This window comes from Actinoplanes sp. NPDC049681 (assembly GCF_044465265.1).
Taxonomy (GTDB): domain Bacteria; phylum Actinomycetota; class Actinomycetes; order Mycobacteriales; family Micromonosporaceae; genus Actinoplanes.
The window spans coordinates 1,074,148-1,098,301 of sequence record NZ_JBITLP010000001.1; the positions used below are offsets into that span (position 1 = coordinate 1,074,148).

The following is a 24,154-nucleotide window of genomic DNA, read 5'->3' on the forward strand; positions in this document are numbered from 1 at the left end:
CTCGCAACGACCTGGAGAGGCTGAGGTGCGACCATGGGCGACCCGAGCGATGCCGTCACCTATCTGATCATCGACGGCGAGAACATCGATTCGACCCTGGGTCAGCAGATCCTGGAGCGCCGGCCCAACTCCGACGAGCGGCCGCGGTGGGAGCGGCTGCGGTCGTTCGCCACGGAGGAGTGGGGGCAGCCGGTCAAGGCGTTGTTCTTTCTCAACGCTTCGTCGGGGCAGCTGCCGACGCCTTTCATCCGGGCCTTGCAGTCGATGGACTACCGGCCCATCCCGCTGTCGGGCGCGCCCGGGCAGAAGGTGGTCGACATCGGGATCCAGCGCACGCTCGACGCGATCGGTCGGCGGCGGGGTGATGTGCTGCTGGCCAGCCACGACGGGGATTTCCTGCCGCATCTGGGCCGGCTGCTGGGCGACGAGGACCGGCGGGTGGGCGTCGTCGGTTTCCCCGAGTTCTTCAACGCCGGCTTCGCCAACCTGGTGGACGACGGCCTGACGCTCTTCGACCTCGAGGCGGACGCGCACTGCTTCACCAGCGTTCTTCCCCGCGTGCGGATCATGCCGGTCGACAGTTTCGACCCGGAGGCCTTCCTCTGAGCCGGGGCTGCACGTTCCGCAGGCCGCGCAGCATCAGGGCGACCACTTCGTCGATGTCGGCGGACTCGAAGAGCGCCTCGTTCTCCGGCCCTGACAGGCCGTTGTCCAAGCCCTCCGGACCGCGACCGGCCAGCGGGGCGGTGAAGGTCTCGTCCATTTCGAGGTACGGGAGCAGCTCCGCATAGCCGGCGTCCCGGCAGCGCAGCGTATCCAGCGTCAGGTCCGCCGCTTCATCGCCGCGCACCAGGTTCGCCAGGGCCTTCGCGCAGCCGCCGAAGCCACCGATGATGTAGACCGGCTTTCCGGCCGCAGCGGTCAGCAGCGCCTCCTCGGCAACGCCGGGATATCGCCCCTTGAATCCGCTGACCGGGCCGCCGAGCACGATCCGCGCGTCTATGTCGGCTGCCATGCACTCCCGCATGGCGGAGAAGGCCCGCGCGTCGGCGATTCTCTTGCGGAGCTTTGCGGGCACCGGAGCGGGAAGCTCGGGCGGCTCTGCCATCCGCTTCACCGTGACGACGTTCTCGAGCCAGCTCAGTTGCTCCTGCTCCTTCTTGGTGAGAGCCTCGGCGCGCAGCGGCCAGGCGAGGTATTCCCGCACCCGGTCCTTGTGGGGGCGGTTCTTCTTGCCGTACGTGTGCAGGAGGTCCATCAGGCGTTCGGTGAATCCCCCGCCGCGCAGGTCGCCCCCGTAGGCAATGTTGGCGCCCGTGGCGAGCAGTTGCCGCGCCAATTCGATGAAGGCGTGCTCCAGGTGCATCTTGTGCAGTCCGCGGGCGGTGAGATCCGGGCTGTCGGAGACCGAGAGCCCGACGAGCATGCCGGTGAGCCGGCCGTCGTTGTCGTTCATGTCAGGCCTCGGCGAGCAGCTGGGTAGGGGTGATCGGTCGTACCCCGGGCGCCATCAGACCGAGCAGGTCCATCTCCTCGACGCCCAGCGGTGGGTCGGGATATACCAGGGTGCCGCCCTTCTTCTCGAGGAGCGTCAGCAGCTCCGGCGGCCGGGCCGTCGTGTTCTGCGGGCTGCCGCAGGCGTGCAGCTCGCACAGCTGGTCGACGCGCCTGGGGAAATACTCGTAGCGCAGCGCCTCCAGGACGAGCACCGTGAGCAGGCGCTCCAACCTCGTGGAGGATCTGGCCTCCCAGCGCACGACGGGGCCGTTGCCCAGGTACGGGAACGACCGCCGCTCCTCGGCGTGCAGCGCGTCGACCACCACCACGGGTGAGCCGGCGCGCTTCGCCTCCAGCACCTCGATGCGGCACCACTCGCGGGTCGCGTACGCGTCGCTGCGGACCACCACCATCAGGTTGCCGTTGGCAGCGGTGTTCTCGATGATCTTTTCCCAGCGGCTGCCCGGCGGCAGGTCCTGCGCGTCGAACCAGTTGTCCACGCCGGTGCCGTCGTTGAGGAAGTCCCGGATCTCCCTCGCCTGCGAAAGCCCGTCCAGCTTGGCGTGGCTCAGAAAGACCCGCAGCGGGGTGTCGGTCAGGTCCCGGTACATCTCGTGGACGAGCCGGTTGAGGATGAACGTGGCCCGCACGTCCTTCTTCACGGTGACCGCCCGGATCCAATTGAGCTGGGCCACCGGGTCGGGCATGCCGAACGCCGCCTTCGTGAGCGCGACCGGCACGAGCACGTGTCCGCCGTCGGCACATGCTTCTGTCAGGTCCGCAAGGTGGTCCCGCCATCCCGGAGTGATCAGAAAGTGCCGGTCGACGAGGACGACGACGAACGAGCGTTCCGCCTTGGAGAGGTCCGGGACCGGTGGTGGCTCCGGGTCGCCCGTCCACAGCCGTACGGGAATGCGCATGCCGTGGGTGGTCAGATCGTCCGGATCCTCGAACAACGCCGTGAACAGGGCCCTGCCCAGCGGCACGCCGTCGGGGCACGCGGAGTGCCAGACGAGGTGGACCGTGCGCAGTGGTCGGTAGGAGCCGGGCACCATCGACGCAGGTTACCGTCGCGGTGCGTTATCGAGCTATCGACCGAGCGTGCCATTCATCGACGTCCGTCGTCGGCGGCCGCTTCAGGCGGGAACAGGTTGTGGCACTGCCACCCGTGCCGCTATCAGCATCGTCAGGACACCCAGGACGGTGGTGAACGTGAACGGGCCGAGGAACGGCACCACCCCGAACAGCAGCCCGGCCACCGCCAGCGAGCCGCTGCCGCCGACGGCGTCCGTGATGCTCTTCGCCGCCGTGTTGAAGCCCTGCTCGCCCGGCGCCGAAGCGGCCAGCACGAGGGTGCTGATCCGGGGATACAACGTACCCATTCCCGCGCCCGCGGCGAACCAGCCCAGCGCCGCCATCGCCGGGTGCAGATGCAGCCAGGCCGTCACGAGCTCGGTCGCGGCGCCGCCGGTGAGCAGGGCCGCGCCGATTCGCAGCCACAGGCCGGGATCCGCCCGATCGCCCATCCGTGCCTGCGTCGCCGACCCCAGCGCCCATGCCAGCGCGCCCGTGGTCAGTGTGATGCCGGACAGCCAGGTCGGCAGGCCGTACCGGTCGTGCAGCAGCAGGGGCAGGTAGACCTCCGTACCGAAGAAAACCCCGCCGGCGGTCGCGCAGAGAGCGACCGCTGCCGGCAGGCCCGGACGGATCCGGTACGTGCCCACGGGTACGAGCCCCCGCAGCGCAACCCCGATCACGGCGAGGGCCGCCGCTGCGAGCAGCCACGCGAGGCTGCCGCCGAGGTCGCCGAGGGAGCTCAGCGCCACCGCGGCGACCGCGACGACGGCGGCTCGGCCGACCCGGCGGACGTCGTCCGCGGAGGCCCGGACGCGGTCCGGCCGGGCACGGTCCCGGCCGCGCAACGCCGGCAGCATCAAGGAGGTGGCCAGCGCCACGAGCAGCACCACGCCCAGGAAGACCCAGTGCCAGCTCAAAGCGTCGGCCACCAGCCCCGCCGCGAACGGGCCGACCATCGACGGCAGCACCCACGCGGACGCGAAGGCGCCGAAGATCTTGATGTGCAGGTCGGCGGGGAAGACGAGGGCGATCAGCACGTACAGGGCGACGGTCTCACCGCCGGCCCCCAGTCCTTGCAGGAAACGCCCCGCGGCGAACACCGGCATCGTCGTGGCCGTGCCCGCGACCGTCAGGCCGGCCGCGAAGAGCAGGATCGCGACGAGCAACGGTACGGCGGGCCCGCGCCGATCCGCCCACGAGCCGAAGGCCACCATGCCCACGACGGCGGCGGCCATCACGGACGAGAACGCGAGTGCGTAGAGGCCGCGCCCGTGCAGGTCGGCGGTGACCTCCGGCATGATCGTGGTGACGGCGATCGCCTCGAACGCGGCGAGAAAGACGAGACTCCAGGCGCCGATCGTGGTCAAAGCGTACGGGCGCTGCAGGATTCCGGTCACCGCTGCAACCTAGAACCTCAACCGGGGTGCAGGTCAACGGGCTTCGTGCACCCGGATGAGCTGCCGCGGGAGGGTGCCCGCGAAGGAGATGAGACCCAGTCGCAGGCCGAGCGCCCGGTGCGGGTGCGCATGCCCGTCGCGCGCCAAGGCGGCCAGCCACCGCTTCTGCAGCCGCCGCCCGCCGATCATCGTGGCCACGGAGACGGCGACCCCCACCCCGGTAGCAGCAAGACGCGCCTTACTGATCGGCCGCGGCGGCGCCTCGCCGGCCCCGCCGCCCAGCGCCCGCGGGTCGGGCGACAGGTCGCGGGGCTGGGGTGGAACGGCGCGAGCCTCGTCGGGGAAGGTCCGGTCGCCGATCGAGGCCACCGCGGAGAGCGTGATCACCGCGCCGGCGCGGCTCAGTCTGCGTTTGGCCGGTGGCAGCTCCCCGGCCGCCACCCAGACGCCGGTCAGTAGTCCTTGCAGGGCCGCGGCTCCGACGGCTCGTACGTAGGTGTCCATGTCCCGACGGTAGGGATCACGGTCTACCTCACGTCGATGTAGTCAGCTCCGCTGGTCGCCGCGGTCGAGGTGGTGTCGCCCGCCCACGTCCACCGGTACGAGCCGTCGGCCGATGCCGTCACGGTGGTCTTGAGCTTGCCGTTCGGGTCGGTCTTGGCCGTCTTGACCGTCTTCCACGTGGTGGTGTTCGCCTTCAGGTACTGCAGGGTGATCGTGCGGCCGGCGTACCCCTGGTAGGTCCACGTCTCCCAACCCGCCCGGGTGAGCGTGCCCGTGATCGTGATGGTCTTGCCCTTCTTCACCGGCTCCGGAGTGGCGTCGGCCGTCAGCTTGGTGGTGCGTTTGAGGCCGACCGCTCCCGCCGCGTGACGGTCGGTGAAGCCGGTACCGTCGGCGGCGTGGGCCCAGGCGGCGACCTTCCAGGCGCCCGACAGTGCGTTCTTCGCCGCGTCCACGCGCACGTCCATGGTGAAGCGCGCGGTGCACACCGAGGTGGCGTCGCTGGACTTGACGCAGTCGGCCGGCCCGGCGGCCAGGATCAGGCCGTCCGGTGCCTGGTAGGAGCCGTGGTACAGGTACGCGTCGCCGTCGGCGATGCCGGAGGGGTCGGTCGCCGTGAACGTCGTCGTGAAGGATGTGCTGCCCGAGGTGCCGAAGGCCAGGTCCTTGCCGCCGTTGACCACGACGTTGGTGATCTTCGTTGCTCCCGCGGTCTCGTCGGGCGGGCTCGCCGGTCCGGCGAAGGCCCGGATGACGGTACGCCGCAAGCTCCCGCCCTGCTCGTTGCCGGCGGTGAGCCGCAGTGAGACGAACGCGGCCGAGGGCGGCACGGTCAGGCCCGCACCGTCCAGCGTGGTCCAGGTGTGCCCGTCGTCGGTCGAGTATTCGATGCGGGTTACCGAGGCCGCTGCGCCGCCGCGGGTCTGCGCCGCTGCGCTGAGCTGCACGGTCGTGGCAGCACGGTTGGTGGCGTCGAGGCCCGAGACGGTCAGGCGGGCGTCAATCAGGGGCAGCGGCCCGTCGCCGGGGGCGGTGGCCGTCCACTCGCTGCGTACCGTCGTGGAGAGCTGCGACCAGGCGACCTTGCGGGTGAGGGTCTGGTCGAGCCGGACCACGTCGCCGTCGAGAGAGGCCTCGTGGCGTTCCGAGCTCCGGGCGTCGTATCCCGGGTTTCCGGCGGCGTCGCCCCACGCGGCGGGCTCGTCGACGCGCACGGTGTCGCCGGCGCGGGCGGAAGCGCCGTGGCCGGGTGCGAACGGTCCGGCGCCGACGGTGGTGCCTGCGGTGGTGCCGGCCGAGAGGGTGCGGTCGGGCAGCGTGAGGTAGCTCTCCGCGGACCCGTACGTGAGCCGGCGATGCAGGGCGAGCCCGGGCGTTACGTATTCGGTGACGGCGCCGGGCAGGCGCACGGGTGACTCCAGATAGGAACCGCTCCACCCGCCCTTGACCGCGGAGCCGAGCGCGCCGAGCGTGGTGACGCCCTGCGCGCGCAGGCTGGTCACCGTCTTGGCCAGCTGGGCGGTGGTCACTTTGACGACCGGCGTCGAGGGCACCGTCGTGGTGAAGACCTTGTAGAGGTCGTAACGGTACGGGCTGGGCACGGCCGTCGACGCCCCGGACTCGGCGAGCAGCTCGTGCAGCCGCAGCGAGACGCCGGTGACGCTGAAGGGCGTCACGTAATTCTTCGCAGGCCCGCCACCGGTGAAGCCCACCGTGTCGCCGCCCGGCACGGTGAGCCAGGCGGCCGCGTTCGCCCGCTTGGCGGTGGTGTCGTCGGCGGTGATGCCGGTCTCCTTGGCGGCCCGCTCGTCGAGCGTGACGGTCAGCCCGGCGGTGCTCACCTTGAAGGTGCGCACGAGTAGATAGTTGCGCTGCCGGTAGTAGCCGTAGCGGGCCACGGCCAGGTAGTCACCGGGTGGCAGCGATACCGAACCCGTGGTGCTGTCACCGTCGCCCTGGACCACGTGGTATTGCCAGGTGCTGCGGTTCCACACGTACAGGAAACGGTTGGACAGCTTGGCGCTCGCGCTGATGCTCAGCTTGACGGAATAGGTCGCCGCGGCGGCCGCGGGCAGCGGGGCGAGCACGACCAGCAGCGCGATCACCGCTGCCCAGGAGCAAGCGCGAGAGCCTTTCACCATGGGCGCCACAGTAGACGGAGGCGACGACACTCCGGTTCGGCTGAAAGGCTCAGGTTCGCAGGGCGGGGAAGACCGTCGCCGCGATCACCGCACCGACGAGCGCCCCGGCGACGACCTGGGCCGGGGTGTGCGCCGCCAGCCGGATCCGGGCCCAGCACGCCACCAGCACCAGCGGCAGGCAGAGCAGGGCGGCCGGGCCGTAGAGCGCGGTGAGGGTGGCGGCGGTGCCGGCCGCCACGCCGGCGTGGATCGACATCTTCCACCAGTGCGTCACCGCGGTGAACACCAGCAGCCCGGTGCCGCCCGCCGCCAGCAGCGCGGTCACCTCACGAGGGGCGCCGAGGACGATCAGGGCCAGCAGGCCGGCGGCCACCGAGGCGATGCCGAACAACAGTGGGCCCCTGCGGTGCTCGCGTTCCGGGATGTGGTGATCGGTCAGCCGGCCGGTGCGGACGCCGCGGAGGACGTACGCGAGCGGGATGCCCGCCGCGAACAGGGCGCCGGGCAGTCCCCACCAGCGGGAGACGCCCGGCGCGGCGCCGGCGTGCCAGCCGACCACCAGCATCAGGCCGGCGACCAGGACCGCCGGGGCGAAGATCTCGGAGGCGATCCGGGCGGCACGGTCGGCGGTCACCCCTCGATGATCGCAAGCGCCTTCGAGAGGTCCGTCCACAGGTCGTCCACATCCTCGAGGCCGACGGAGAGGCGCAGCAGCCGGTCGCTGATGCCGCCGTCGGCCCGGGACTCGGCGTCGATCACGCCGTGGGTGAGGGAGGCCGGGTGCTGGATCAGGCTGTCGACGCTGCCGAGGCTGACCGCCGGGGTGATCAGGCGGACCGCGGCGACCACCTCGCGCGGGTCGCCGGTGACCTCGAAGGCGACCAGGGCACCCATGCCGGGGTAGTGCACCTTCGAGACGGCGGGGTGCGTGGCGAGCCGGGTGGCCAGGGTCGCGGCCGTTTGCGAGGACGCCTTCATCCGTACGGGAAGAGTCGACAACCCCCGCAGCAGCAGGTAGCCGGCCAGCGGGTGGAGCATGGCGCCGGTCGCGAAGCGGATCTGGCGCAGCCGCCGCGCGAAGTCCTCGGTCGTGGCCACCACCCCGCCCAGCACGTCGCCGTGGCCCCCGAGGAACTTCGTGGCGCTGTGCAGCACGATGGTGGCGCCCGACTCGGCGGGCCGCTGCAGCACCGGCGTGGCGAACGTGTTGTCCACCAGCAGCGGTACGTCACCGCAGGCGTCCGCGAGTGCACGCAGGTCGACCGTGGCGAGCGTCGGGTTGGCGGGGGTCTCGACGATGACCAGGCCGGTGTCGCGGCGCAGCGCCGCGCGTACCGTATCCGGGGTTGCCCAGGTCACCGACGTGCCGAGCAGGCCGGAGGCGAGCAGGTGGTCCGTGGTGCCGTAGAGCGGGCGGACGGCGACCACGTGGGGCTTGCCGGCCGCGGCGACCGCGAGCAGGCAGGCGGTCAGCGCCGCCATTCCGCTGGCGAAGGCCACGCCGTCGTCGCAGCCCTCGAGCTGGGCCAGCGCCTGCTCGAAGCGGTCCACGGTGGGGTTGCCCACCCGGCCGTAGACCGGAGGACCGGGAATGCGCTCGCCGGTGGCGAGCGTCTCGAGCCGGACCGCCTCGGCTTGGGTGTCGCGCGCGGGGTAGGTGGTGGACAGGTCCAGGGGTACGGCGTGCAGCCCCAGCGCGACCAGGTCGTCGCGCCCCGCGTGCACCGCCCGGGTGGCAAGCTCCATGGGTAGGAGTTTCGGCCGGGCGGCGGCGCGGTGGGAGATTCTCCGAATAATGTTCGGACCATGGGCGCTGATCTGCAGTTCGATCCGGTTGACGTCGCGATTCTGCGCCTCCTGCAGAACGACGGCCGGATGCCGAACAAGGACCTGGCCGCGGCGGTCGGTGTCGCGCCGTCGACCTGCCTGGACCGGGTGGCGAGGCTGCGCCGGGCCGGCGTGATCACCGGCTACGCGGCGCAGGTCGATCCGGCCGCGGTCGGGCGGGACGTGGAGGCGCTGCTCATGGTGCAGGTGCAGCCGCACGCCCGGGGCGTGGTCGATCCCTTCGTGGCGCACGTGCTGTCCCTGCCGGAGACCCGGGCCCTGCACCACGTGACCGGTGCGGACGACTTCGTGGTGCACGTCGCCTGCGGCAGCAGTGCCGACCTGCAGCGGCTGGTGCTCGACGAGTTCACCGCGCGGCGGGAGGTCGGGCGGGTGCACACGTACCTCATCTTCTCGACGTGGTCCGGGCCGCCGGTTCTGCCGTACGCGTCAGGGGAGTGAGACGGCGACCCGCTCGAGCGCGTCCATGGACTCCTGCATGCCGCCCTCCATGCCGGAGGCGATGACGGCGTCCCGGCCGGCCCGGTCGACGTGCTCGCTGAGCATCTCCATGCGGGTGCGGCCGTCCTTCTCGGTGAACGTGGTCGTCACCAGGGCCGCGTTGCCGTCGGGGTCCGGGATGCCCTCGTACGCCTCCGTGTTGACCAGCCGCTCCGGCTCCTGGATCGCGCGGTACTCGCCGTGGAACGCCACCTCGAAGCCGCCGCCCGCCTCCATCACGTACCGCCACCGGCCGCCGACGCGGAGGTCGACCTCGACGCTGGTGACGGTGCCCCGCTCCCCGCTCCACCAGCGCTTGATCAGCTCGGGGGTGGTGAACGCCTTCCACACCAGCCGGGCCGGCGCGTTGAACTCGCGGGTGATGAGGATCTGGGTGTCGGTGGGGAGGGTGACCTTCGCCGTGCCCTTAGTCGTGGCCGTCATCGCGTGCCTCCGCTTCCTTGAGTTCCTCGAGAACGTCGTCCATGAGGTCGAGCCGTGCGTTCCAGGACTGCTCGTACTTGCGGAGCCAGTCGTGGATGGGCTTCAACGGTTCGGCGTTGAGCCGGTAGAGCCGCCGGCGGCCGTCGTCGCGGACGTGCACGAGGTCGACCTCGCGCAGGACGCGCAGGTGCTTGGAGACCTGGGGCTGGGTCAGGCCCAGCAGCTCGACGAGGTCGCCGACCGGGCGTTCACCCTGGGCGAGAAGGTCGAGGATCTGCCGCCGCCGGGGCTCCGCCACCGCGTTGAAGGCGTCCGTCGTCGTCGCCGCTCGTGCCATGGCGCCAATCGTATACCCATAAGGGAATACGTCAAGCCGGTACGTCCCAGCAGGCCGGCAGCGGCGCCGGTCCCCAGTCACAGGTGAAATCCAGCCAGGAGCCGTCGAACGGGAACTCCGCGGCGGCCACCAGCTTGATGATCCGCTCACCTTCGGCGCGGATCTCGTCCCCCTCGGGTCCGGGATGGGCGGCGGCGAAGTCGTCCTCGTCCTTCCAGAACCACTGGCGGTCGGCGGTCACGAGCAGGTCGAGCGTCCGGTCCTGGGAGTCGGTGCCGCCGCTCCAGCGGCGGGCGGGCGACTCGAGGTTGACGTACCAGCCCGCGAAGGTGCCGTCCGCCAGCCAGCTCCACGAGATCGCGGAGCCGGCCGACGGGGGCAGGAGCAGCAGGGACTTGAAGGTCTCGCGTACGGAAGGGGACAGCATCGTCGGCATCGCCAGCTCCTGGGCCACGGGGAGGTGGCGGGTCGGCGTACCCGTGAGATCGGTGCGGCGCATCGTGGCCGAGCCGATGTCGCTCCACAGGAACAACCCGCGCTCGTCGTCGGCGACGACGAAGGCGGCCTGGGCGGCGGCTATGCGGCCGTCCGGGTGCAGGAAGCGACGGACGACCGTGCTGCGGGACGTGAAGGTGGGCTGGCTGTCATTCGGCACAGTTCGCACTGTCGCACGGGGACGCGGCGTCGCTGGTCATCGCGGTGAGCGCGGCGGCGAGCCGGTTGAGGTCGAGCTCGCCGAGGTGGTCGAAGATGTGGCGGCGCACGCTCGCGAGATGGCTGGGCCAGGCGTCCCGCAGGCGGGCGAGCCCCGCATCGGTCAGGACGGCGTTGGCGCCTCGCCCGTCGTTCTCGCAGCGGATCCGCTCCAGGTAGCCCAGCGACTCGAGCCGGGCGACGAGGCGGGTCATGCCGCTCAGGGACATGTCCGCGGCGGCGGCGAGCTCGCTCATCCGCATGACCCGGCAGGGCGTCTCCGAGAGGTGGCGCAGCACCGAATACTCGCTCAGGGACATCCGCTGGTCGCGTTCGAGGTCCGTGTCGAGCATCCGGGGGAGCATCCGCATGATCCGGCCGAGCGCCCGCATGACGGCCTCTTCCTCCTGGCTGAGGGGCTGAGGCGCGGACTCGGCGGGCATGACTTTGATCGTACGACCTTGACAGTCGCGCGACGATGGGTATTTGCTTGACGAAGCAATCATCAGTCGACACGACGGAGTCCCGACCCATGACCAAGATCGGAATCATCCTCGGCAGCACCCGCCCCGGCCGCAACGGCGAAGCCGTCGCCAAGTGGGTGCTGGCGCAGGCGCAGCAGCGCAGCGACGCGGAGTTCGAGCTCGTCGACCTCCTCGACTGCAAGCTGCCGCACCTCGACGAGGCGGTCCCGCCGTCGCTGGGGCAGTACAGCCAGCCGCACACGCGGGAGTGGGCTGCCAAGATCGCGTCCTTCGACGGATTCGTGATGGTGACGCCCGAGTACAACCACGCGACCTCGGGTGCGCTGAAGAATGCGATCGACTTCCTGTTCGCCGAGTGGAACAACAAGGCGGTCGGCTTCGTCGGGTACGGCTCGGTCGGCGGTGCCCGGGCGATCGAGTCCCTGCGCCTGATCGCGGGAGAGCTGATGATGGCGGACGTCCGCGCCGCGGTGACGCTGTCGCTCGCCACCGACTTCGTCAACTACAGCCAGTTCGTGCCGGGCGAGCACCAGGCCGGCGCGCTGAACACCGTGCTGGACCAGGTCGTCGCCTGGAGCACCGCGCTCGCCCCGCTGCGCGCCGGCGCCTGAGGCGCCGCCGGGTGGCCTGCCGCCTCAGCAGGCCACCCAGGCACGGTCCTTCTTGTACGTCCACGAACAGCTGTCGAGCTGCTTGCCCGACGCGTTCCGCAGGTACGCCGTGTCGCCGTCGTTGTTCCACACGTAGTTCCCGCTGCCCCAGTAGCGGTGCTTCGTGGTGTCCGTGCCCTTGCCGGTGTGCAGCCAGAGCCGGCCGCCGTTGCCCGCGATCGACACGCTGCCGAAGGTGTACACGTGATTGGCCTTGTCGCGGATCGTGTAGCCGCTGAGGTTCACCGCCCGGCTGCCGCTGTTGACCAGTGAGATCCACTCGTTGTCGAGGCTCGCCGCGCTGCGGGTGTCGGCGCCGGGCGAGTCGTACTGCGTCCCGTGGAACCGCAGTGACGGAGTTGCTGCCGAGGCGGGACCGCCGGCCGCGAGCGAACCGGTCAGGGCCACCGTTGCCGCCGCGAGGATGCTGACCGTTCTGCGCACCGTGCCTCCAGGTGTCGTGGCGTGTCCCAGCATTCTCGGAAGTGGTGCCGGGCGGCCCCGAGCATCCCCGCGCAGCGGGTCGGGCGGTGTCGCATACCCGTCGGTCCCGGCGCGGTCATCCTTTCGGGTGCGGCTGCGACGCTGGCGCTGCGCGCGCACGGCCGCACAATGCTGGGGTGCTAAACCAGACATCTAGTGATTCCTGGCAGCATTTGCTCGAAATGCCGCGAAAGTCATTCTGGGCGCGCCTCCCGTTCGGCGTCCGGATGAGCACCGCCGGCCTGGGCGTGCTCGCCCTGGTCGCCGGGACGGCAGGCGGAGTGGCCGCGCTGACCGACGACGCGCCGGCCCGTCCGGTCACGGCCGTCAAGCAGGAAGCGGTGGTCGCCGCGCCGCTCGAGGTGGCGGCACCGCCCTCCGCCGTACCCGCCGAGGCCGCGGACGAGGCCCAGCTCCCCGTCGACGAGGACCGCTCCGGGCCGGGGGAGGCGGACCGTACGGCGACCCGCGGCCCCCGCCGCACCGAGGCTCCGGCCGCAACCGCTGCGCCGACGACGAAGCCCACGACGGCCGCCGCTGCCACCACGGGTCCCGCCGTACGCATCGAACGCATCTCCGAGACGCAGACCATTCCGTTCCGCACGATGCTGGTGCGGGACCCGACGCTGCCGCCCGGCAGCAAGCGGGTGCAGACCCGCGGGGTGCCCGGCGAGCGGGTACTGCACTACGAGGTGACCTACACCGGCTCCAAGGAGACCGCGCGGCGGTTGCTCGACTCAACGGTCACGCGCGAGCCCACCCACCGGGTGATCGCCTTCGGCAACCGCCGTGGCGACGGGGGCCACCACCACGACGGGCCGGGCTGCGGGCGCGTCGATCGCGAGTGCACCCCGGCGGGGCGCAGCGCGGTGTGCAGCGACGAGACCAAGCCCGAGGAGGAGAATCTCCTCGACCAGCATCTGGGCCTGCTCAGCTCCGCCGACCTGGACGCGCTGGACCTGACGCTGCCGTGCGAGGACGAGACTCAGCCGGACGTACCGGCGACGGTGGAGCCCACGCCGCAGCAGTAACCGGGGAGGATGACGGCGTGGCGGTGAGCGATGCGCGACTGCAGGAGCTGGCGACGCGCCTGGTGGAGGTGCCCGGGATCGTCGGCGTGGTGCTGGGCGGTAGCCGGGCGCGCGGCACCCACACGCCCGACTCCGACACCGACCTCGGGCTCTACTACCGGCCGCCGCTGGACGTCGACGCCCTCAACGCCCTCGCGCGTGCGGTGAGCGGACCCGCTGCCAGCGTCACCGCCCCCGGCGAGTGGGGGCCGTGGGTGGACGGCGGCGGGTGGCTCACCGTCGACGGCGCCGCGGTGGACTGGATCTATCGCGATCTCGACCGCGTCGCCCGGGCCGTGGAGGATGCCCGGCAGGGTCGCTACTCCTTCCATGCGCAGGTCGGTCACCCTTTGGGCGTCCCGGATTTCACGTACGCCGCGGAAGTGGCCCTCGGTGTGATCCTGGCCGACCCGTCGGGCGAGCTGGCCGCGCTGCACGAGCGCACCCGGCCGTACCCGCCGGCGCTGCGGGACGCCGTGATCTCCGGTCTGTGGGAGGCCGATTTCCTGATCGGGGTGGCCCGCAAGGCGGTGTCGCGGGGTGACGCGAGCTACGTGGCCGGCTGCCTGTTCCGGGTCACCGGGCTGTGCGCCCACGCCCTGCACGGCGCCGCCGGACGATGGCTGACCAACGAGAAGGGCGCGGTGGCCTCCGCGGCTCAGCTGCCCGGCGCGCCCGAGCGCTTCCGCCACCGGGTCGACGCGCTGTTCGCCGGGATCGACGGCGATCCGCTGCATCTCGCCGAGGCGCTGGACACGGCCGTGGACCTCGTTCTTGAGACCGCCGACGCGTGCGCCATGATGGCGCGATGACGGCCGACGAACCCACCATCCTCGCCACCAGCGCCGGCTTCGAGCGCGGCAAGTACGGCATCTTCGACCTGCGCCCGGGTCCGATCCACCACTTCGCCGCCGAGCTGGCCGACGCCGGCCCCACGGCGAAGATCTGCTTCCTGCACCAGGCCGTCGGCGACCCTGAGAACTGGATCGGCGCGACGTACGCCGCCTTCGCCCGGACCACGTACCGCACGTCGCACCTGCAGCTGTTCCCGATGCCCAACCACGACGACATCCGCGCGCACCTGCTCGATCAGGACGTCATCTGGGTGAACGGCGGCAGCGTCGCGAACCTGTGCGCGGTCTGGCGCGTCCACGGCCTCGACGAGATCCTGTACGAGGCGTGGCAGTCCGGCATCGTGCTGGGCGGCGTCTCGGCCGGCTCGATCTGCTGGCACGTCGGCGGCAGCACCGACAGCTTCGGGCTGCAGCTGCGCGGGTTCACCGATGGGCTGGGCTGGCTGCCGTACAGCAACGGGGTGCACTACGACGCCGAGGAGCAGCGCCGGCCCAAGATGCACGAGCTGATCGGCGACGGCACCCTGCCCGACGGGTACGCCACCGACGACGGCGCCGGGCTGGTCTACCGCGGCACCCGGCTCGCCGAGGTGGTGGCCGACAAGGAGGGACCGCAGGGGTACGAGCTGAAGCGGGCAGCGGACGGCTCGGTCGTCGAGACGCCGCTGCCCACCCGCGTGCTGAAGTTTCCCTGAGCGCGGAAGCCGCCGGTCAACCGCCGCCCAACCGCCTGTTCCCGAGGTCTCCGGCCGACGAACGTGGAAGCCCACAGGGGAATCGCCACCGGAGCGGTCACCCGCAAACCTCTTGCGGAGGAACGAATGTCCAAGCTTCTACGCCGGTTGGCAGCGCCGATGATCGCGCTGGGGATCGCCGCCGGAATGGTCACCCACGTCGAGGCGGCAAGCGCCGCCAACGCCCCGGCCAATCCGACGTTCCGGTACGAGATCACCACGACGGAGACGTTCCGCATCGCGGGGATCAACAACTGCGACGGCCGACGTGAGGAGTTCAAGCGCGGCAGCGACCAGTTGTGGCACCGCTGGCAGAACAGTGCGGGCGGCACGTGGAGCGGCTGGGTGAACATGCGCGTCGCGATGCTCTACGACCCGTCGACCGCCCGGAACACGGACTGCCGCCTGGAGGTGTTCTGGATCAACCCGAGCCACGAGATGCTGCACATGTGGCAGGACGCCCGCGCATCCGGCGGCTGGTCCGGCACGGACAACTTCCACGGCATCTTGAACGGCTCACCGCACAACGGCTACTTCACCGACGGCCGGATCTGGGTCGGCGCGTACGGCCCGGACGGGATCGAGCACTTCATGCGCCAGTCGGCGCCGTCGCAGGGGCCGTGGATCGGCTGGTACTGAGCAACTGCCGCCCCGCCGGAACACCGGCGGGGCGGCGGCGTATTCAGGGGAGCGTCCACCTCTGGTTGGCGGCGCCGGCGATGCAGTCCCAGATGTGGATCTGCTGGCCGTCGGCGGGGTTGTTCTCGGACACGTCGAGGCAGCGTCCCGACTGCGGGTTACGGATCGTGCCGTCGGCCTGGGCGGACCAGGTCTGGGCCCCGGTGCCGTTGCAGGTGTAGAGCTGCACCTTGGTGCCGTTGGTCCGGCCGCCGCCGGCGACGTCCAGGCACTTGCCGAGTGCCTTGAGCGTGCCGCCGGCCGTGACCGTCCAGTTCTGGGCAGCGGTGTTGTTGCAGGTGTAGAGCTGGATCTTGGTGCCGTCGGCGGTGCCGGCGCCCGCCACGTCGAGGCACTTGCCGGCCAGGCCCGCGATGCGCCCGGTGCGCTCCTGCGGCGGGTTCCCGCCGAGCTCCTTGATCCGGACGTTGCGGAACGACGCGTCGTCGCCGTCGCCGTGGTTCTGCAGGCCGATGTGGCCGGCCAGCGAGCGGGCCGGGTCGGTGTTGGTGAAGTCGTTGATCTTCGTGCCGTTGAGGAACACCTGCAGGTGCTCGCCCTCGACGAGCAGCTCGTAGGTGTTCCACTCGCCGGGCGGGTTCAGCGCGGCGTCGCGGGCGGCGAGGTCGGCGGACTTGAACGTGTAGACCGCGCCGGTGGTGCGGTCCGGGGTGTCCGTGGCGTCGATCTGGATCTCGTAGCCGTTGTTCACCGCCGACCAGGGGTCGGTCGACGGCGGGAAACCGATGAAGACGCCGGAGTTGTCGTCGCCGGCGAGCTTCCAGTCGAGCTTGAGCGAGTAGTTCGTGAACTGCTTGGCGCTGTACCAGTACAGGCCCATGCCGCCGGTGGAGGTCAGTGTCGCGTCGCTGGTGGTGAAGCCGCCCGGGCCGGCCTGGGACCAGCCGGTCGTCGAACCGTTGTAAAGGGCGGTGTAGCCCACTTCGGGGCGGCAGTCGGCGTTGGTCTGCCGGGCCGCGTAGCGGATGCCGCCGAGCAGGTGCGCGCGGAAGGCGGGATCGGCGTACGACTCCTGGGTGTGCCCGCCGCCGGTGTAGAAGGAGCGGCCGGCGGAGAGCGTCTTGCACCAGGCGTGCGGGTGGTCGGCGCCCATGCCGCCGCCGGAGTACGTGCTCTCGTCCAGGCTGGCCAGCACGTGCGCGGTCGAGCGGGGGTTGGTGCGGTAGTTGTACCACTCGTCCGTACGGTTCCAGCGCTGCGGCAGGTGGGCGGTCGCGGCATGCGCCCGGTCCTCGACCACGACGGTGGCCGGCTGGATGGCCGGGTGCGACGCGAACCAGGCACCGACCAGCTCGCCGTAGAACGGCCAGTCGTACTCGGTGTCGGCCGCGGCGTGCACGCCCACGTATCCGCCGCCGCCTCGGATGTAGTTCTCGAAGGCGGTCTGCTGGGCGGCGTCGAGCACGTCGCCGGTGGTGTTGAGGAAGACCACCGCCTCGTAGCCGGCCAGTCCGCCGGGCGTGAAGACCGCCGGGTCCTCGGTCGCGGTGACCGAGAAGCCGTTCTGCGCTCCCAGGTCTCGGATGGCCTGGGTGCCGGCCGCGATCGAGTCGTGCCGGAAGCCGGCTGTCCGGGAGAAGACCAGCACGTCGTACGGGTCGTCGGCGAGCGCCGCCGGTGCGGGTATCAGCAGCAGGGCCGCGAGCAGTTTGCCGATCATGGGAGCACCCACTTCTGGTTGGCCGCACCGGCGATGCAGTCCCAGATGTGGATCTGCTGGCCGTCGGCGGGGTTGTTCTCCGACACGTCGAGGCAGCGCCCCGACCGTGGGTTGCGGATCGTGCCGTCGGCCTGGGCCGTCCAGGTCTGGGCCGCGGTGTTGTTGCAGGTGTAGAGCTGGACCTTGGTGCCGTTGGCGGTGGCGCCGCCGGCCACGTCCAGGCACTTGCCGAGCGCCTTGATGGTGCTGCCGGGTGTGACCGTCCAGGTCTGGGCCGCGGTGTTGTTGCAGGTGTAAAGCTGGATCTTCGTGCCGTCGGCGGTGCCGGCCCCCGCCACGTCCAGGCACTTGCCGGCGAGGCCGCGGACCGGGCCGGCGCTGTGGAACGTGAACGCGTCGACGTCGAACAGCGCGCCGGTGCCGCCGGAGAAGGTCAGGTAGAGGGTGCCGGCCGCGGCCGGTGCGCCGCTGATCGCGCCGGACACGTCGGTGAACGTCTCCCAGCCGCCGGTCACCGGGACCGTGGCTGAGCCGAGCACCGTGCCCGTCGGCGAGCCGGTACGTACCTGCAGCGTGCCGCCCGCCCCGCCGGAGGAGACCCGGGCGGTGAACGACGTCGCCTTGTCCAGCCGGTACGGCTCGAACGACACCCAGTCGCCGTTGTCGATGTTGCCGACCGTCTTGCCGCCCTCGGCCTCCGTCTTGGTGATCGGGTCGACGCCGGAGGAGGCCTTGTAGTGCTCCGCCTGCCGGTGCCGCGGCTGCAGGGTGTGCTGGGTGTGCGTGGTCAGCCCGCCGGCGTCGGTGTACTCGGCGTCGAAGATCGCGAAGATGTTCGCCGCCGAGTCGTGCTCACCGTCGACCGGGATGGTGATGGCGCCGGTGCAGCCGTTCTGCGAGGTGATCTGGTGGCCGTGGCTGTCGTGGCCCAGGACGTACGTCATCTTCACCTTGGCGCAGTCGATGAAGGTGTCCTCCGGGTCGGTGACCGTGATGGAGAACGGGACCGTGTCGCCGTACGAGAAGAGCGAGCCGTTGGGTGGGTTGTTGATCCGTACCGTCGGGGCGGTGTTGCCGACCGTGACCGCGACGCTCGCCGTGCCCGTCAGGCCCTCGGGGTCGCGGACGGTCAGCGTCGCGGTGTACTTGCCGTTGGTCGGGTACGTCTTGGTCGGGTTGGCCGCCGTCGAGGTGCTGCCGTCGCCGAAGTTCCACGAGTACGTCAGGGCGCCGTGCTCGGGGTCGGACGAGCCCGCCGACGAGAAGGTGACCGTCAGCGGGGCCTGCCCCGACGTCCGGTCGGCGCTCGCGACAGCGGTCGGTGCCCGGTTGGAGCCGGCCAGGTAGTCGAAGCGGTACAGCGCCGAGTTGGCGTCGCCGTTGAAGTAGCCGGTGCCGTAGTCCAGGACGTAGAGCGAGCCTTCCGGCCCGAACGCCATGTCCATCACCTGCTTGCCGGCCCAGGGGAACGAGGAGATCTCGCCGACCGAGCCGTCGGCGCCGACGTGGATGGGCTTGATCCAGCCGCGGCCCAGTTCACCGGCGAAGAAGTGGCCGTCGAGGTCGGCGGGGAACTTCGTGGGCGAGTTCAGGTTCGGGTCGAAGTGGTAGACCGGGCCGCCCATCGGGGACTCGGAGCCGGTGCCGAACTCGGGTGGGGTGCCGCTGTCGCCGCCGTACTTGATCCAGGCCGGGCGGGCCGGGGGCAGCTTGGTCTGCCCGGTGTTGCGGAACGAGTTGTTGGTCGGCCCGCCGGCGCAGTCGTACTTGGGCCCGGTGCTGTTGGTGGCGAAGTTCCACTCGTTGTAGGTCTCCGTGCTCGTGTTCGAGCCGGTGCAGTACGGCCATCCGTAGTTGCCGGGGCTGGTGATCCGGTTGAACTCGACCTGCCCGCCCGGCCCGCGGTTGGGGTCGGTGCTGCCCGCGTCCGGCCCGTAGTCGCCGAGGTAGACCACGCCGGTCGCCTTGTCGACGCTCATCCGGAACGGGTTGCGGAAGCCCATGGCGTAGATCTCGGGCCGGGTGTTCGGGGTGCCCGGCGCGAAGAGGTTGCCGCTGGGGATGGAGTACGTACCGTTGGCGTTCACCTTGATCCGCAGCACCTTGCCCCGCAGGTCGTTGGTGTTGCCGGCGCTGCGCTGCGCGTCGTAGCCGGGGTTGCGGTCGGTGCGCTCGTCCAGCGGCGAGTATCCGGCCGAGTCGAACGGGTTGGTGTCGTCGCCGGTGGAGAGGTAGAGGTTGCCGGCCGCGTCGAAGTCGATGTCGCCGCCGACGTGGCAGCAGAGCCCGCGGTCGGCCGGTACGTCCAGCACGTCGACCTTGCTGCCGGTGTTGAGCGTGAAGTCGGCGTTGAGCGTGTAGCGGGACAGCCGGTTGACGCCCTGCCAGTTGCCCCAGGTCGAGCCGGTGGCCGGAGCGTCGCCGGAGGGCGTGGACAGCGGCGGTGCGTAGTACAGGTAGATCTGGCGGTTGGTGCTGAAGCCCGGGTCGACGCCGACGCCCTGCAGCCCTTCCTCGTCGTGGCTGTAGACGGCGAGCGTGCCGATGACGGTGGTGGTGCCGTTCGCGTCGGTGCGTCGCAGGGTCCCGTTGCGGGCGGTGTGCAGCACGGACCGGTCGGGGAGTACGGCCAGCGCCATGGGCTCGCCGACCTCCTCCACGCCCTTGGCGAGGGTGACCTGCTGGTAGTCGTCGGGGTTGACGTCGTGGGCACGCGCGGGGGCCTCGACGGCGATGAGCAGGCCCGCGACCAGCACCGCCACCGCGGAAACCGATCGATATCTGGGCATGCGTCGATATCTGGAGGACATGGGTATCCGTCCTTTCCTGACGTGGGGAGGGCCAGGACCTGCGGGAGTGCCGGGCGGCGGTGTAATGGCGCTGTAACGGTGAGGAAACATTAAGCACTTCTGGATCAGGTGTCCATACTTTTCGATGCGTGGCATGGACTTTTGTCTATGAAGACAAAAAGGTGCGCCGCCCGGGCAGGGCGGCGCACCTTCGAGGACTCGAGCGTCAGGACGCGTAGTGCAAGATCACGTTGTGCACGTGGTGGGTCTTCTCGGAGCCGCGGAACTCGACCTCGTACACGTGCTGACCGACCGTGATGGCGATGGTCCCGGTGGAGAAATACTGGCCGGCCCAGCTCTTGTTGCTGACCACGCTCACGCTGCTGATCTTCGAATACGGGATGCTGGTGATCGCGAAGCGCTTGCCGACGAAGGACTTGTCCTGGATGATCACCCGGCGGTCGGTCAGGCCGATGAAGCCGGTACCCACGCCGACCGCGTCGTAGACCGCGATGACCTGCTCGCCCTCGAGCAGGCCGGACACGACCTGCTGGTACTGACCCTTGCTGTCGTACACCGGAGCCGTCATGGCGCCAAGGTTACTGAGGGCCCACCACTGTGCGGTACGCATCCTCGATCCGCGCCGCCAGGGTGACCTCACCATCGGTGATGGCGCCGCCGTCCGACGCGCCGAGGAGGATCTGCGTGTGACCGTTCGTACGCTGGATGCGCGGACGCAGGCGCAGGGTGTCGGCAGCCACCTTGATGCGCTCGGTCAGGGCGGCGTGCTGGCTGTCGTCGCAGGCGAGCACGCGTTTGAGCTGGACGCCGTCGCGCGTCCAGCCGCCCAGCACCGCGAGCGCGTCGCTGAGGTAATCGGGGCGACTTCCCCGTAGTTTCCTGCCCCGCATGGCCGCACCTCCCTGGCGTCGTTGCCGGCTTGTGGCCAAACTGTCGCCATGTCGTCATGGTCGGTGCCCACAGTTTGGTCTCCGCCGTCAACGATGTCCACGCCCACATATCCGTGTTCTCGTGACGATCGGGACGCATCGTTCAACCTGAACGGATAAGTTTTGTGGCACGCTCTTGGCTCATGGCCCTTGGACAGCACGTCAGCAGCGCTTCGTCACCGAGAGTGATCGTTGCCGCCGTGATCGTCATGGCCGGCCGGGTGCTGGCGTGCCAGCGGTCCGCGCCTCCGGAGGTCGCCGGGCGCTGGGAATTCCCCGGCGGCAAGGTCGAGCCGGGGGAGACGGACGCCCAGGCGCTGGCCCGCGAGTGCGCGGAGGAGCTGGGCGTACGGGCGGAGGTGGGTGCCCGGGTCGGACCGGACGTGCCGCTGGCGCACGGCCGCGCCGTCCTGCGCGTCTTCGAGGTGACGCTGCGGGACGGCGACGTGCCGCGCGCGCTGGAACACAGGGCGATGCGCTGGCTCGCCGTCGACGAGCTGGACAGCGTGCCGTGGCTGCCGGCCGACGAGCCGATCGTGGCAGAGCTGCCGGCGTTACTGGCCGCCGAACGTCCGGCGTAGCTCCCGCTTCAGCACCTTGAAACTGGGTCCCATCGGCAGCTCCTCCACGATCCGGACCTGGCGGGGGTACTTGTGCCGGCCGAGGCGCTCCTTCGACCACTCGATCAGGTCGTCGGGGGCGACACCGCCCTGGTCGGGGACCACCACCGCGCAGATCTCCTCGCCGTGCACGTCGTCCGGCACGCCGATCACGGCGACCTGCACCACGCCGGGATGGCGGGCCAGCACCTCCTCGACCTCGCGCGGATAGACGTTGAAGCCGCCCCGGATGACCAGGTCCTTCTTACGGTCGACGATGGTGATGAAGCCGTCGGCGTCCTTGGTGCCCAGGTCGCCGCTGCGGAACCAGCCGTCCACCAGTGCGTGCGCGGTCTCCTCCGGCCGGTTGAGGTAGCCGGCGAAGACGTTGTGCCCGCGGATCACGATCTCGCCCAGCTCGCCGGCGGGTAGCAGCTCGATCCGCTCGTCGACCTCGGCGCGGGCGATCTCCACCTCCACGCCCCAGACCGGGTGGCCGATCGTGCCGGGCCGGGTGCCGAACGCCGGCTGGTTCGTGGTGGCGGTCGGTGAGGTCTCGGACAGGCCGTACCCCTCGTAGATGGTGGCGTGGAAGATCTCCTTGAACTTGTCCAGCACCGCCACCGGCAGGGACGCCCCGCCGGAGAAGCAGAGCCGCAGCTCGGGCAGCTTGTCGGCCTTGGCGGCGGCTTCCAGCAGGGCGATGTACATCGTCGGTACGCCGAGGAAGACCGTCACCTCCTCGCGGACCATCATGTCGAGCGCCGCCTGTCCGGAGAACCGGGGCAGGAGCACGAGCGTTCCGCCGAGGCGGAAGGTGCCGTTCATGGCGACGGTCTGGCCGAACGTGTGGAACAGCGGCAGGCAGCCCATCACCACGTCGTCCGGCCGGCAGTCGTGGGCGTCGATCACGTTGACCGTCGCGTTCATGACGAGGTTGAGGTGGGTGAGCAGCGCGCCCTTCGGTTCGCCGGTGGTGCCGCTGGTGTAGAAGACCACCGCGACGTCCTCGGCCTCGCGGGACGCGTACGACGGCAGCGGCGCCACCGCGGCGGCGGCGTCCTCCAGCCGTTGCGGTGCGTCCGGCAGCCCGTCGGGCAGCGGGCCGACGCTGACCAGCTTGACGCCGGCCTTCTGCGCGGCGGCCGCCGCCGTCTGCAGCTGGCTGGAGTGCGCCACCAGTACGTCGGTGCCGCTGTCGCGCAGGACGTACGCCATCTCGTCGGCAGTGAGCAGCAGGTGCACGGGGACGAGGCGCGCGCCGGCCGCCAGGGCACCGAAGTACACCCGGGGGAAGTCGCTGAGGTTGGGAACGGCTATCGCCACGGTGTCGTCCGGGGCGACGCCGAGCTCGCGGAGACCCGCCGCGTAGGAGAGGGACTGCTGCCAGAGGTCTCGGTATGTCGTCCGGGTCGGGCCGTCGACCACCGCGATCTTGTCGGGATACTTTCGTGCCGCTTCGGCAAGGATGGTGGCCAACGACAACATGGTCATGGCTTTACCTCCCGGGCATGCCCTCCTGGCCCTTGCTTCGCTGCGGTGCAGTCGGTCATGCCAAGTGCCCTCCGATCTTGGTGTACCCGCGCAGCAAATCGCGGGCGATGATGAGGCGTTGCATCTCGTCGGTGCCTTCGTAGATGCGCATCAGGCGCACCTGCCGGTACCAGCGTTCGATCGGGAGCTCGCGGGTGTAGCCCATGCCGCCGTGGACCTGCATCACCCGGTCCACCACGTTGTTGACCATGGCCGCGCCGTACAGCTTCGCCATGGAGGAAGCGTGCCGCGGGTCCGTGCCCTGGTCCACCGTCCAGGCGGCTTTGAGGATGAGCCAGCGGGCCGCCTCCAGCTCCACCTCGGAGTCGGCGATCATCCACTGGATGGCCTGGTTGTCGCCGATCTTGCGGCCGAAGGTCTCGCGGGTGTTGGCGTACTCGATCGCCATGCTCAGCGCCCGCTCCGCGATGCCGAGGGCGTTCGACGGGATGAGGTAGCGGCCCTTGCCGATCCACATCATGCCCAGCTCGAAGCCCTGGCCGACCTCGCCGAGGATGTTGCGGTGCGGCACCCGGACGTCCTCGAAGACCAGCGCCGCAGGGCCGCCCTCGCCCATGGTCTGGATGAATTCGGAGCGCCAGCCCATCGAGCGGTCGACGAGGAAGGCGGTGGTGCCGCCGCCGCGGACGCCCTTCTCGCGGTCGGTCACCGCGACGACGATGACGAAGTCGGCGTCGTTGCCGTTGGTGATGAAGGTCTTCTCGCCGTTGAGGATCCAGTCGTCGCCGTCGCGGCGCGCGCTGAGCTTGATGTTCGCGGCGTCCGAGCCGGCGCCGGGCTCGGTGATCGCGAAGCAGGAGATCCGTTCTCCCTCGATGGTGGGGATCAGGTATTCCTTCTTCTGCTCGTCGTTGGCGTAGAACAGGATGTTGTCCGCCTCGCCGCCGAACCGGAACTGGACGAAGGTACGCCCGATCTCGGTCCAGATCAGGGACTGCAAGACGGCCGGCAGGTTCATCCCGCCGTACTCCTCCGGGGTCGACAGGCCCCAGAAGCCGAACTTCTTGGCCTTCAGTTGCAGCTCCCGCAGCTCGCTGTGGTCGAGCCCGGGCTGATGCGCGCGTTCCCGCCGCAGCGCCTCCTGCTCGAGAGGCATGACCTCGCGGGTGATGAACTGTCGGGCGGTGTCGCGGACCGCCCGCTCTTCGTCGCTGAGTGAAAAGTCCACGTGCTAAAACTAGCGGTGTAAGTTTTCCGGAGTCCAGAGGT

General features: G+C 70.4%; 26 protein-coding genes. 8 read left to right on the forward strand and 18 right to left on the reverse strand.

Annotated features, from left to right (window positions below; all coding sequences use genetic code 11):
* Positions 1-33: 33 nt before the first annotated feature.
* Positions 34-606, forward strand: a complete 573-nt coding sequence (locus tag ACIBO8_RS04945) for an NYN domain-containing protein (RefSeq protein ID WP_396113739.1) — start codon at positions 34-36, stop codon at positions 604-606.
* On the opposite strand, the gene ACIBO8_RS04950 is transcribed toward ACIBO8_RS04945, so the two are convergent.
* The 7 genes from ACIBO8_RS04950 to ACIBO8_RS04980 all read right to left on the reverse strand — a co-directional run bounded on the left by ACIBO8_RS04950 (position 566) and on the right by ACIBO8_RS04980 (position 8,362).
* Positions 566-1,456: a hypothetical protein gene (locus ACIBO8_RS04950; protein WP_396113740.1), complete on the reverse strand. Its 891-nt coding sequence runs from the start codon at positions 1,454-1,456 to the stop codon at positions 566-568. The genes ACIBO8_RS04945 and ACIBO8_RS04950 overlap by 41 nt on opposite strands.
* Position 1,457: 1 nt before the next feature.
* Positions 1,458-2,552 carry a toll/interleukin-1 receptor domain-containing protein gene (locus ACIBO8_RS04955; protein WP_396113741.1) on the reverse strand — a complete coding sequence of 365 codons (1,095 nt, stop codon included), beginning with the start codon at positions 2,550-2,552 and terminating at the stop codon, positions 1,458-1,460.
* A gap of 81 nt (positions 2,553-2,633) precedes the next feature.
* The gene (locus ACIBO8_RS04960; RefSeq protein WP_396113742.1) at positions 2,634-3,971 is read right to left on the reverse strand and encodes an MFS transporter; all 1,338 of its coding nucleotides are present in this window, start codon (positions 3,969-3,971) and stop codon (positions 2,634-2,636) included.
* Between the two features lie 33 nt (positions 3,972-4,004).
* On the reverse strand, positions 4,005-4,475 hold the full coding sequence (locus ACIBO8_RS04965; RefSeq protein WP_396113743.1) for a hypothetical protein: 471 nt from the start codon (positions 4,473-4,475) through the stop codon (positions 4,005-4,007).
* Between the two features lie 23 nt (positions 4,476-4,498).
* Positions 4,499-6,616, reverse strand: a complete 2,118-nt coding sequence (locus tag ACIBO8_RS04970; protein WP_396113744.1) for a hypothetical protein — start codon at positions 6,614-6,616, stop codon at positions 4,499-4,501.
* 49 nt (positions 6,617-6,665) lie between these two features.
* Complete coding sequence (locus tag ACIBO8_RS04975) at positions 6,666-7,181, reverse strand: phosphoesterase PA-phosphatase (RefSeq protein WP_396113898.1); 516 nt, start codon at positions 7,179-7,181, stop codon at positions 6,666-6,668.
* Positions 7,182-7,246: 65 nt separating this feature from the next.
* On the reverse strand, positions 7,247-8,362 hold the full coding sequence (locus ACIBO8_RS04980; protein ID WP_396113746.1) for a trans-sulfuration enzyme family protein: 1,116 nt from the start codon (positions 8,360-8,362) through the stop codon (positions 7,247-7,249).
* Positions 8,363-8,422: 60 nt separating this feature from the next.
* Here ACIBO8_RS04980 and ACIBO8_RS04985 point away from each other — a divergent pair, with 60 nt between their 5' ends.
* On the forward strand, positions 8,423-8,905 hold the full coding sequence (locus tag ACIBO8_RS04985) for an Lrp/AsnC family transcriptional regulator (RefSeq protein WP_366156994.1): 483 nt from the start codon (positions 8,423-8,425) through the stop codon (positions 8,903-8,905).
* Here ACIBO8_RS04985 and ACIBO8_RS04990 read toward each other — a convergent pair.
* The 4 genes from ACIBO8_RS04990 to ACIBO8_RS05005 are packed head-to-tail and all read right to left on the reverse strand — an operon-like array spanning position 8,894 to position 10,861.
* Complete coding sequence (locus tag ACIBO8_RS04990) at positions 8,894-9,388, reverse strand: SRPBCC family protein (RefSeq protein WP_396113747.1); 495 nt, start codon at positions 9,386-9,388, stop codon at positions 8,894-8,896. The genes ACIBO8_RS04985 and ACIBO8_RS04990 overlap by 12 nt on opposite strands.
* Positions 9,372-9,725, reverse strand: coding sequence for an ArsR/SmtB family transcription factor (locus tag ACIBO8_RS04995; protein WP_396113748.1), 354 nt, complete (start codon positions 9,723-9,725; stop codon positions 9,372-9,374). The genes ACIBO8_RS04990 and ACIBO8_RS04995 overlap by 17 nt, the downstream gene beginning before the upstream one ends.
* Before the next feature lie 31 nt (positions 9,726-9,756).
* Positions 9,757-10,380 carry a DUF402 domain-containing protein gene (locus tag ACIBO8_RS05000; protein WP_396113749.1) on the reverse strand — a complete coding sequence of 208 codons (624 nt, stop codon included), beginning with the start codon at positions 10,378-10,380 and terminating at the stop codon, positions 9,757-9,759.
* A complete protein-coding gene (locus ACIBO8_RS05005) occupies positions 10,370-10,861 on the reverse strand; it encodes a MarR family winged helix-turn-helix transcriptional regulator (RefSeq protein ID WP_396113750.1) in 492 nt (163 codons plus the stop codon). The genes ACIBO8_RS05000 and ACIBO8_RS05005 overlap by 11 nt, the downstream gene beginning before the upstream one ends.
* Positions 10,862-10,950: 89 nt before the next feature.
* Between ACIBO8_RS05005 and ACIBO8_RS05010 the strand changes: the two genes are divergently transcribed.
* Entirely contained in the window at positions 10,951-11,514 is a 564-nt protein-coding gene (locus tag ACIBO8_RS05010) for an NADPH-dependent FMN reductase (RefSeq protein WP_396113751.1), read from the forward strand.
* Between the two features lie 24 nt (positions 11,515-11,538).
* Here the strand turns inward: ACIBO8_RS05010 and ACIBO8_RS05015 are convergent, their stop codons facing one another.
* Positions 11,539-11,997 carry a lamin tail domain-containing protein gene (locus tag ACIBO8_RS05015; RefSeq protein ID WP_396113752.1) on the reverse strand — a complete coding sequence of 153 codons (459 nt, stop codon included), beginning with the start codon at positions 11,995-11,997 and terminating at the stop codon, positions 11,539-11,541.
* A gap of 221 nt (positions 11,998-12,218) precedes the next feature.
* Between ACIBO8_RS05015 and ACIBO8_RS05020 the strand changes: the two genes are divergently transcribed.
* The 4 genes from ACIBO8_RS05020 (at position 12,219) to ACIBO8_RS05035 (ending at position 15,333) form a co-directional block, all read left to right on the forward strand.
* Positions 12,219-13,067: a G5 domain-containing protein gene (locus ACIBO8_RS05020; RefSeq protein ID WP_396113753.1), complete on the forward strand. Its 849-nt coding sequence runs from the start codon at positions 12,219-12,221 to the stop codon at positions 13,065-13,067.
* Between the two features lie 17 nt (positions 13,068-13,084).
* Entirely contained in the window at positions 13,085-13,918 is an 834-nt protein-coding gene (locus ACIBO8_RS05025) for a nucleotidyltransferase domain-containing protein (RefSeq protein ID WP_396113754.1), read from the forward strand.
* Positions 13,915-14,655, forward strand: a complete 741-nt coding sequence (locus tag ACIBO8_RS05030; protein WP_396113755.1) for a Type 1 glutamine amidotransferase-like domain-containing protein — start codon at positions 13,915-13,917, stop codon at positions 14,653-14,655. Before ACIBO8_RS05025 ends, ACIBO8_RS05030 begins: the two co-directional genes overlap by 4 nt.
* Before the next feature lie 126 nt (positions 14,656-14,781).
* Positions 14,782-15,333, forward strand: a complete 552-nt coding sequence (locus tag ACIBO8_RS05035) for a hypothetical protein (protein WP_396113756.1) — start codon at positions 14,782-14,784, stop codon at positions 15,331-15,333.
* Positions 15,334-15,376: 43 nt separating this feature from the next.
* On the opposite strand, the gene ACIBO8_RS05040 is transcribed toward ACIBO8_RS05035, so the two are convergent.
* From ACIBO8_RS05040 to ACIBO8_RS05055, 4 genes are all read right to left on the reverse strand, one after another.
* Positions 15,377-17,053 (reverse strand): ThuA domain-containing protein, encoded by a 1,677-nt coding sequence (locus ACIBO8_RS05040; protein WP_396113757.1) that lies wholly within the window; start codon positions 17,051-17,053, stop codon positions 15,377-15,379.
* Positions 17,050-19,863, reverse strand: a complete 2,814-nt coding sequence (locus tag ACIBO8_RS05045) for a PQQ-dependent sugar dehydrogenase (protein ID WP_396113758.1) — start codon at positions 19,861-19,863, stop codon at positions 17,050-17,052. Before ACIBO8_RS05045 ends, ACIBO8_RS05040 begins: the two co-directional genes overlap by 4 nt.
* Before the next feature lie 205 nt (positions 19,864-20,068).
* Positions 20,069-20,431, reverse strand: a complete 363-nt coding sequence (locus ACIBO8_RS05050) for a PH domain-containing protein (protein WP_396113759.1) — start codon at positions 20,429-20,431, stop codon at positions 20,069-20,071.
* Between the two features lie 10 nt (positions 20,432-20,441).
* Positions 20,442-20,753, reverse strand: coding sequence for a pterin dehydratase (locus tag ACIBO8_RS05055; protein WP_396113760.1), 312 nt, complete (start codon positions 20,751-20,753; stop codon positions 20,442-20,444).
* A 182-nt stretch (positions 20,754-20,935) separates the two neighbouring features.
* Here ACIBO8_RS05055 and ACIBO8_RS05060 point away from each other — a divergent pair, with 182 nt between their 5' ends.
* Positions 20,936-21,373, forward strand: a complete 438-nt coding sequence (locus tag ACIBO8_RS05060; RefSeq protein ID WP_396113761.1) for a (deoxy)nucleoside triphosphate pyrophosphohydrolase — start codon at positions 20,936-20,938, stop codon at positions 21,371-21,373.
* Here ACIBO8_RS05060 and ACIBO8_RS05065 read toward each other — a convergent pair.
* Together ACIBO8_RS05065 and ACIBO8_RS05070 are read right to left on the reverse strand one after the other, a co-directional pair.
* The gene (locus tag ACIBO8_RS05065) at positions 21,347-22,885 is read right to left on the reverse strand and encodes a long-chain fatty acid--CoA ligase (protein ID WP_396113762.1); all 1,539 of its coding nucleotides are present in this window, start codon (positions 22,883-22,885) and stop codon (positions 21,347-21,349) included. The two genes, ACIBO8_RS05060 and ACIBO8_RS05065, sit on opposite strands and share 27 nt — an antisense overlap.
* 55 nt (positions 22,886-22,940) lie before the next feature.
* Positions 22,941-24,113, reverse strand: coding sequence for an acyl-CoA dehydrogenase family protein (locus ACIBO8_RS05070; RefSeq protein ID WP_396113763.1), 1,173 nt, complete (start codon positions 24,111-24,113; stop codon positions 22,941-22,943).
* Positions 24,114-24,154 lie beyond the last annotated feature (41 nt).

What these genes read in the sequence shown, in the direction of transcription:
- ACIBO8_RS04970 (WP_396113744.1), bottom strand. Translation starts at nt 6,616, where the DNA reads ATGGTGAAAGGCTCTCGCGCTTGCTCCTGGGCAGCGGTGATCGCGCTG.
- ACIBO8_RS04950 (WP_396113740.1), bottom strand. Translation starts at nt 1,456, where the DNA reads ATGAACGACAACGACGGCCGGCTCACCGGCATGCTCGTCGGGCTCTCG.
- ACIBO8_RS05020 (WP_396113753.1), top strand. Translation starts at nt 12,219, where the DNA reads ATGCCGCGAAAGTCATTCTGGGCGCGCCTCCCGTTCGGCGTCCGGATG.
- ACIBO8_RS05045 (WP_396113758.1), bottom strand. Translation starts at nt 19,863, where the DNA reads ATGTCCTCCAGATATCGACGCATGCCCAGATATCGATCGGTTTCCGCG.
- ACIBO8_RS05030 (WP_396113755.1), top strand. Translation starts at nt 13,915, where the DNA reads ATGACGGCCGACGAACCCACCATCCTCGCCACCAGCGCCGGCTTCGAG.
- ACIBO8_RS05005 (WP_396113750.1), bottom strand. Translation starts at nt 10,861, where the DNA reads ATGCCCGCCGAGTCCGCGCCTCAGCCCCTCAGCCAGGAGGAAGAGGCC.
- ACIBO8_RS04980 (WP_396113746.1), bottom strand. Translation starts at nt 8,362, where the DNA reads ATGGAGCTTGCCACCCGGGCGGTGCACGCGGGGCGCGACGACCTGGTC.
- ACIBO8_RS04975 (WP_396113898.1), bottom strand. Translation starts at nt 7,181, where the DNA reads ATGCTGGTGGTCGGCTGGCACGCCGGCGCCGCGCCGGGCGTCTCCCGC.
- ACIBO8_RS05040 (WP_396113757.1), bottom strand. Translation starts at nt 17,053, where the DNA reads ATGATCGGCAAACTGCTCGCGGCCCTGCTGCTGATACCCGCACCGGCG.
- ACIBO8_RS04990 (WP_396113747.1), bottom strand. Translation starts at nt 9,388, where the DNA reads ATGACGGCCACGACTAAGGGCACGGCGAAGGTCACCCTCCCCACCGAC.
- ACIBO8_RS04995 (WP_396113748.1), bottom strand. Translation starts at nt 9,725, where the DNA reads ATGGCACGAGCGGCGACGACGACGGACGCCTTCAACGCGGTGGCGGAG.
- ACIBO8_RS04955 (WP_396113741.1), bottom strand. Translation starts at nt 2,552, where the DNA reads ATGGTGCCCGGCTCCTACCGACCACTGCGCACGGTCCACCTCGTCTGG.
- ACIBO8_RS05035 (WP_396113756.1), top strand. Translation starts at nt 14,782, where the DNA reads ATGTCCAAGCTTCTACGCCGGTTGGCAGCGCCGATGATCGCGCTGGGG.
- ACIBO8_RS05055 (WP_396113760.1), bottom strand. Translation starts at nt 20,753, where the DNA reads ATGCGGGGCAGGAAACTACGGGGAAGTCGCCCCGATTACCTCAGCGAC.
- ACIBO8_RS05060 (WP_396113761.1), top strand. Translation starts at nt 20,936, where the DNA reads ATGGCCCTTGGACAGCACGTCAGCAGCGCTTCGTCACCGAGAGTGATC.
- ACIBO8_RS04945 (WP_396113739.1), top strand. Translation starts at nt 34, where the DNA reads ATGGGCGACCCGAGCGATGCCGTCACCTATCTGATCATCGACGGCGAG.
- ACIBO8_RS04985 (WP_366156994.1), top strand. Translation starts at nt 8,423, where the DNA reads ATGGGCGCTGATCTGCAGTTCGATCCGGTTGACGTCGCGATTCTGCGC.
- ACIBO8_RS05050 (WP_396113759.1), bottom strand. Translation starts at nt 20,431, where the DNA reads ATGACGGCTCCGGTGTACGACAGCAAGGGTCAGTACCAGCAGGTCGTG.
- ACIBO8_RS05065 (WP_396113762.1), bottom strand. Translation starts at nt 22,885, where the DNA reads ATGACCATGTTGTCGTTGGCCACCATCCTTGCCGAAGCGGCACGAAAG.
- ACIBO8_RS04965 (WP_396113743.1), bottom strand. Translation starts at nt 4,475, where the DNA reads ATGGACACCTACGTACGAGCCGTCGGAGCCGCGGCCCTGCAAGGACTA.
- ACIBO8_RS05010 (WP_396113751.1), top strand. Translation starts at nt 10,951, where the DNA reads ATGACCAAGATCGGAATCATCCTCGGCAGCACCCGCCCCGGCCGCAAC.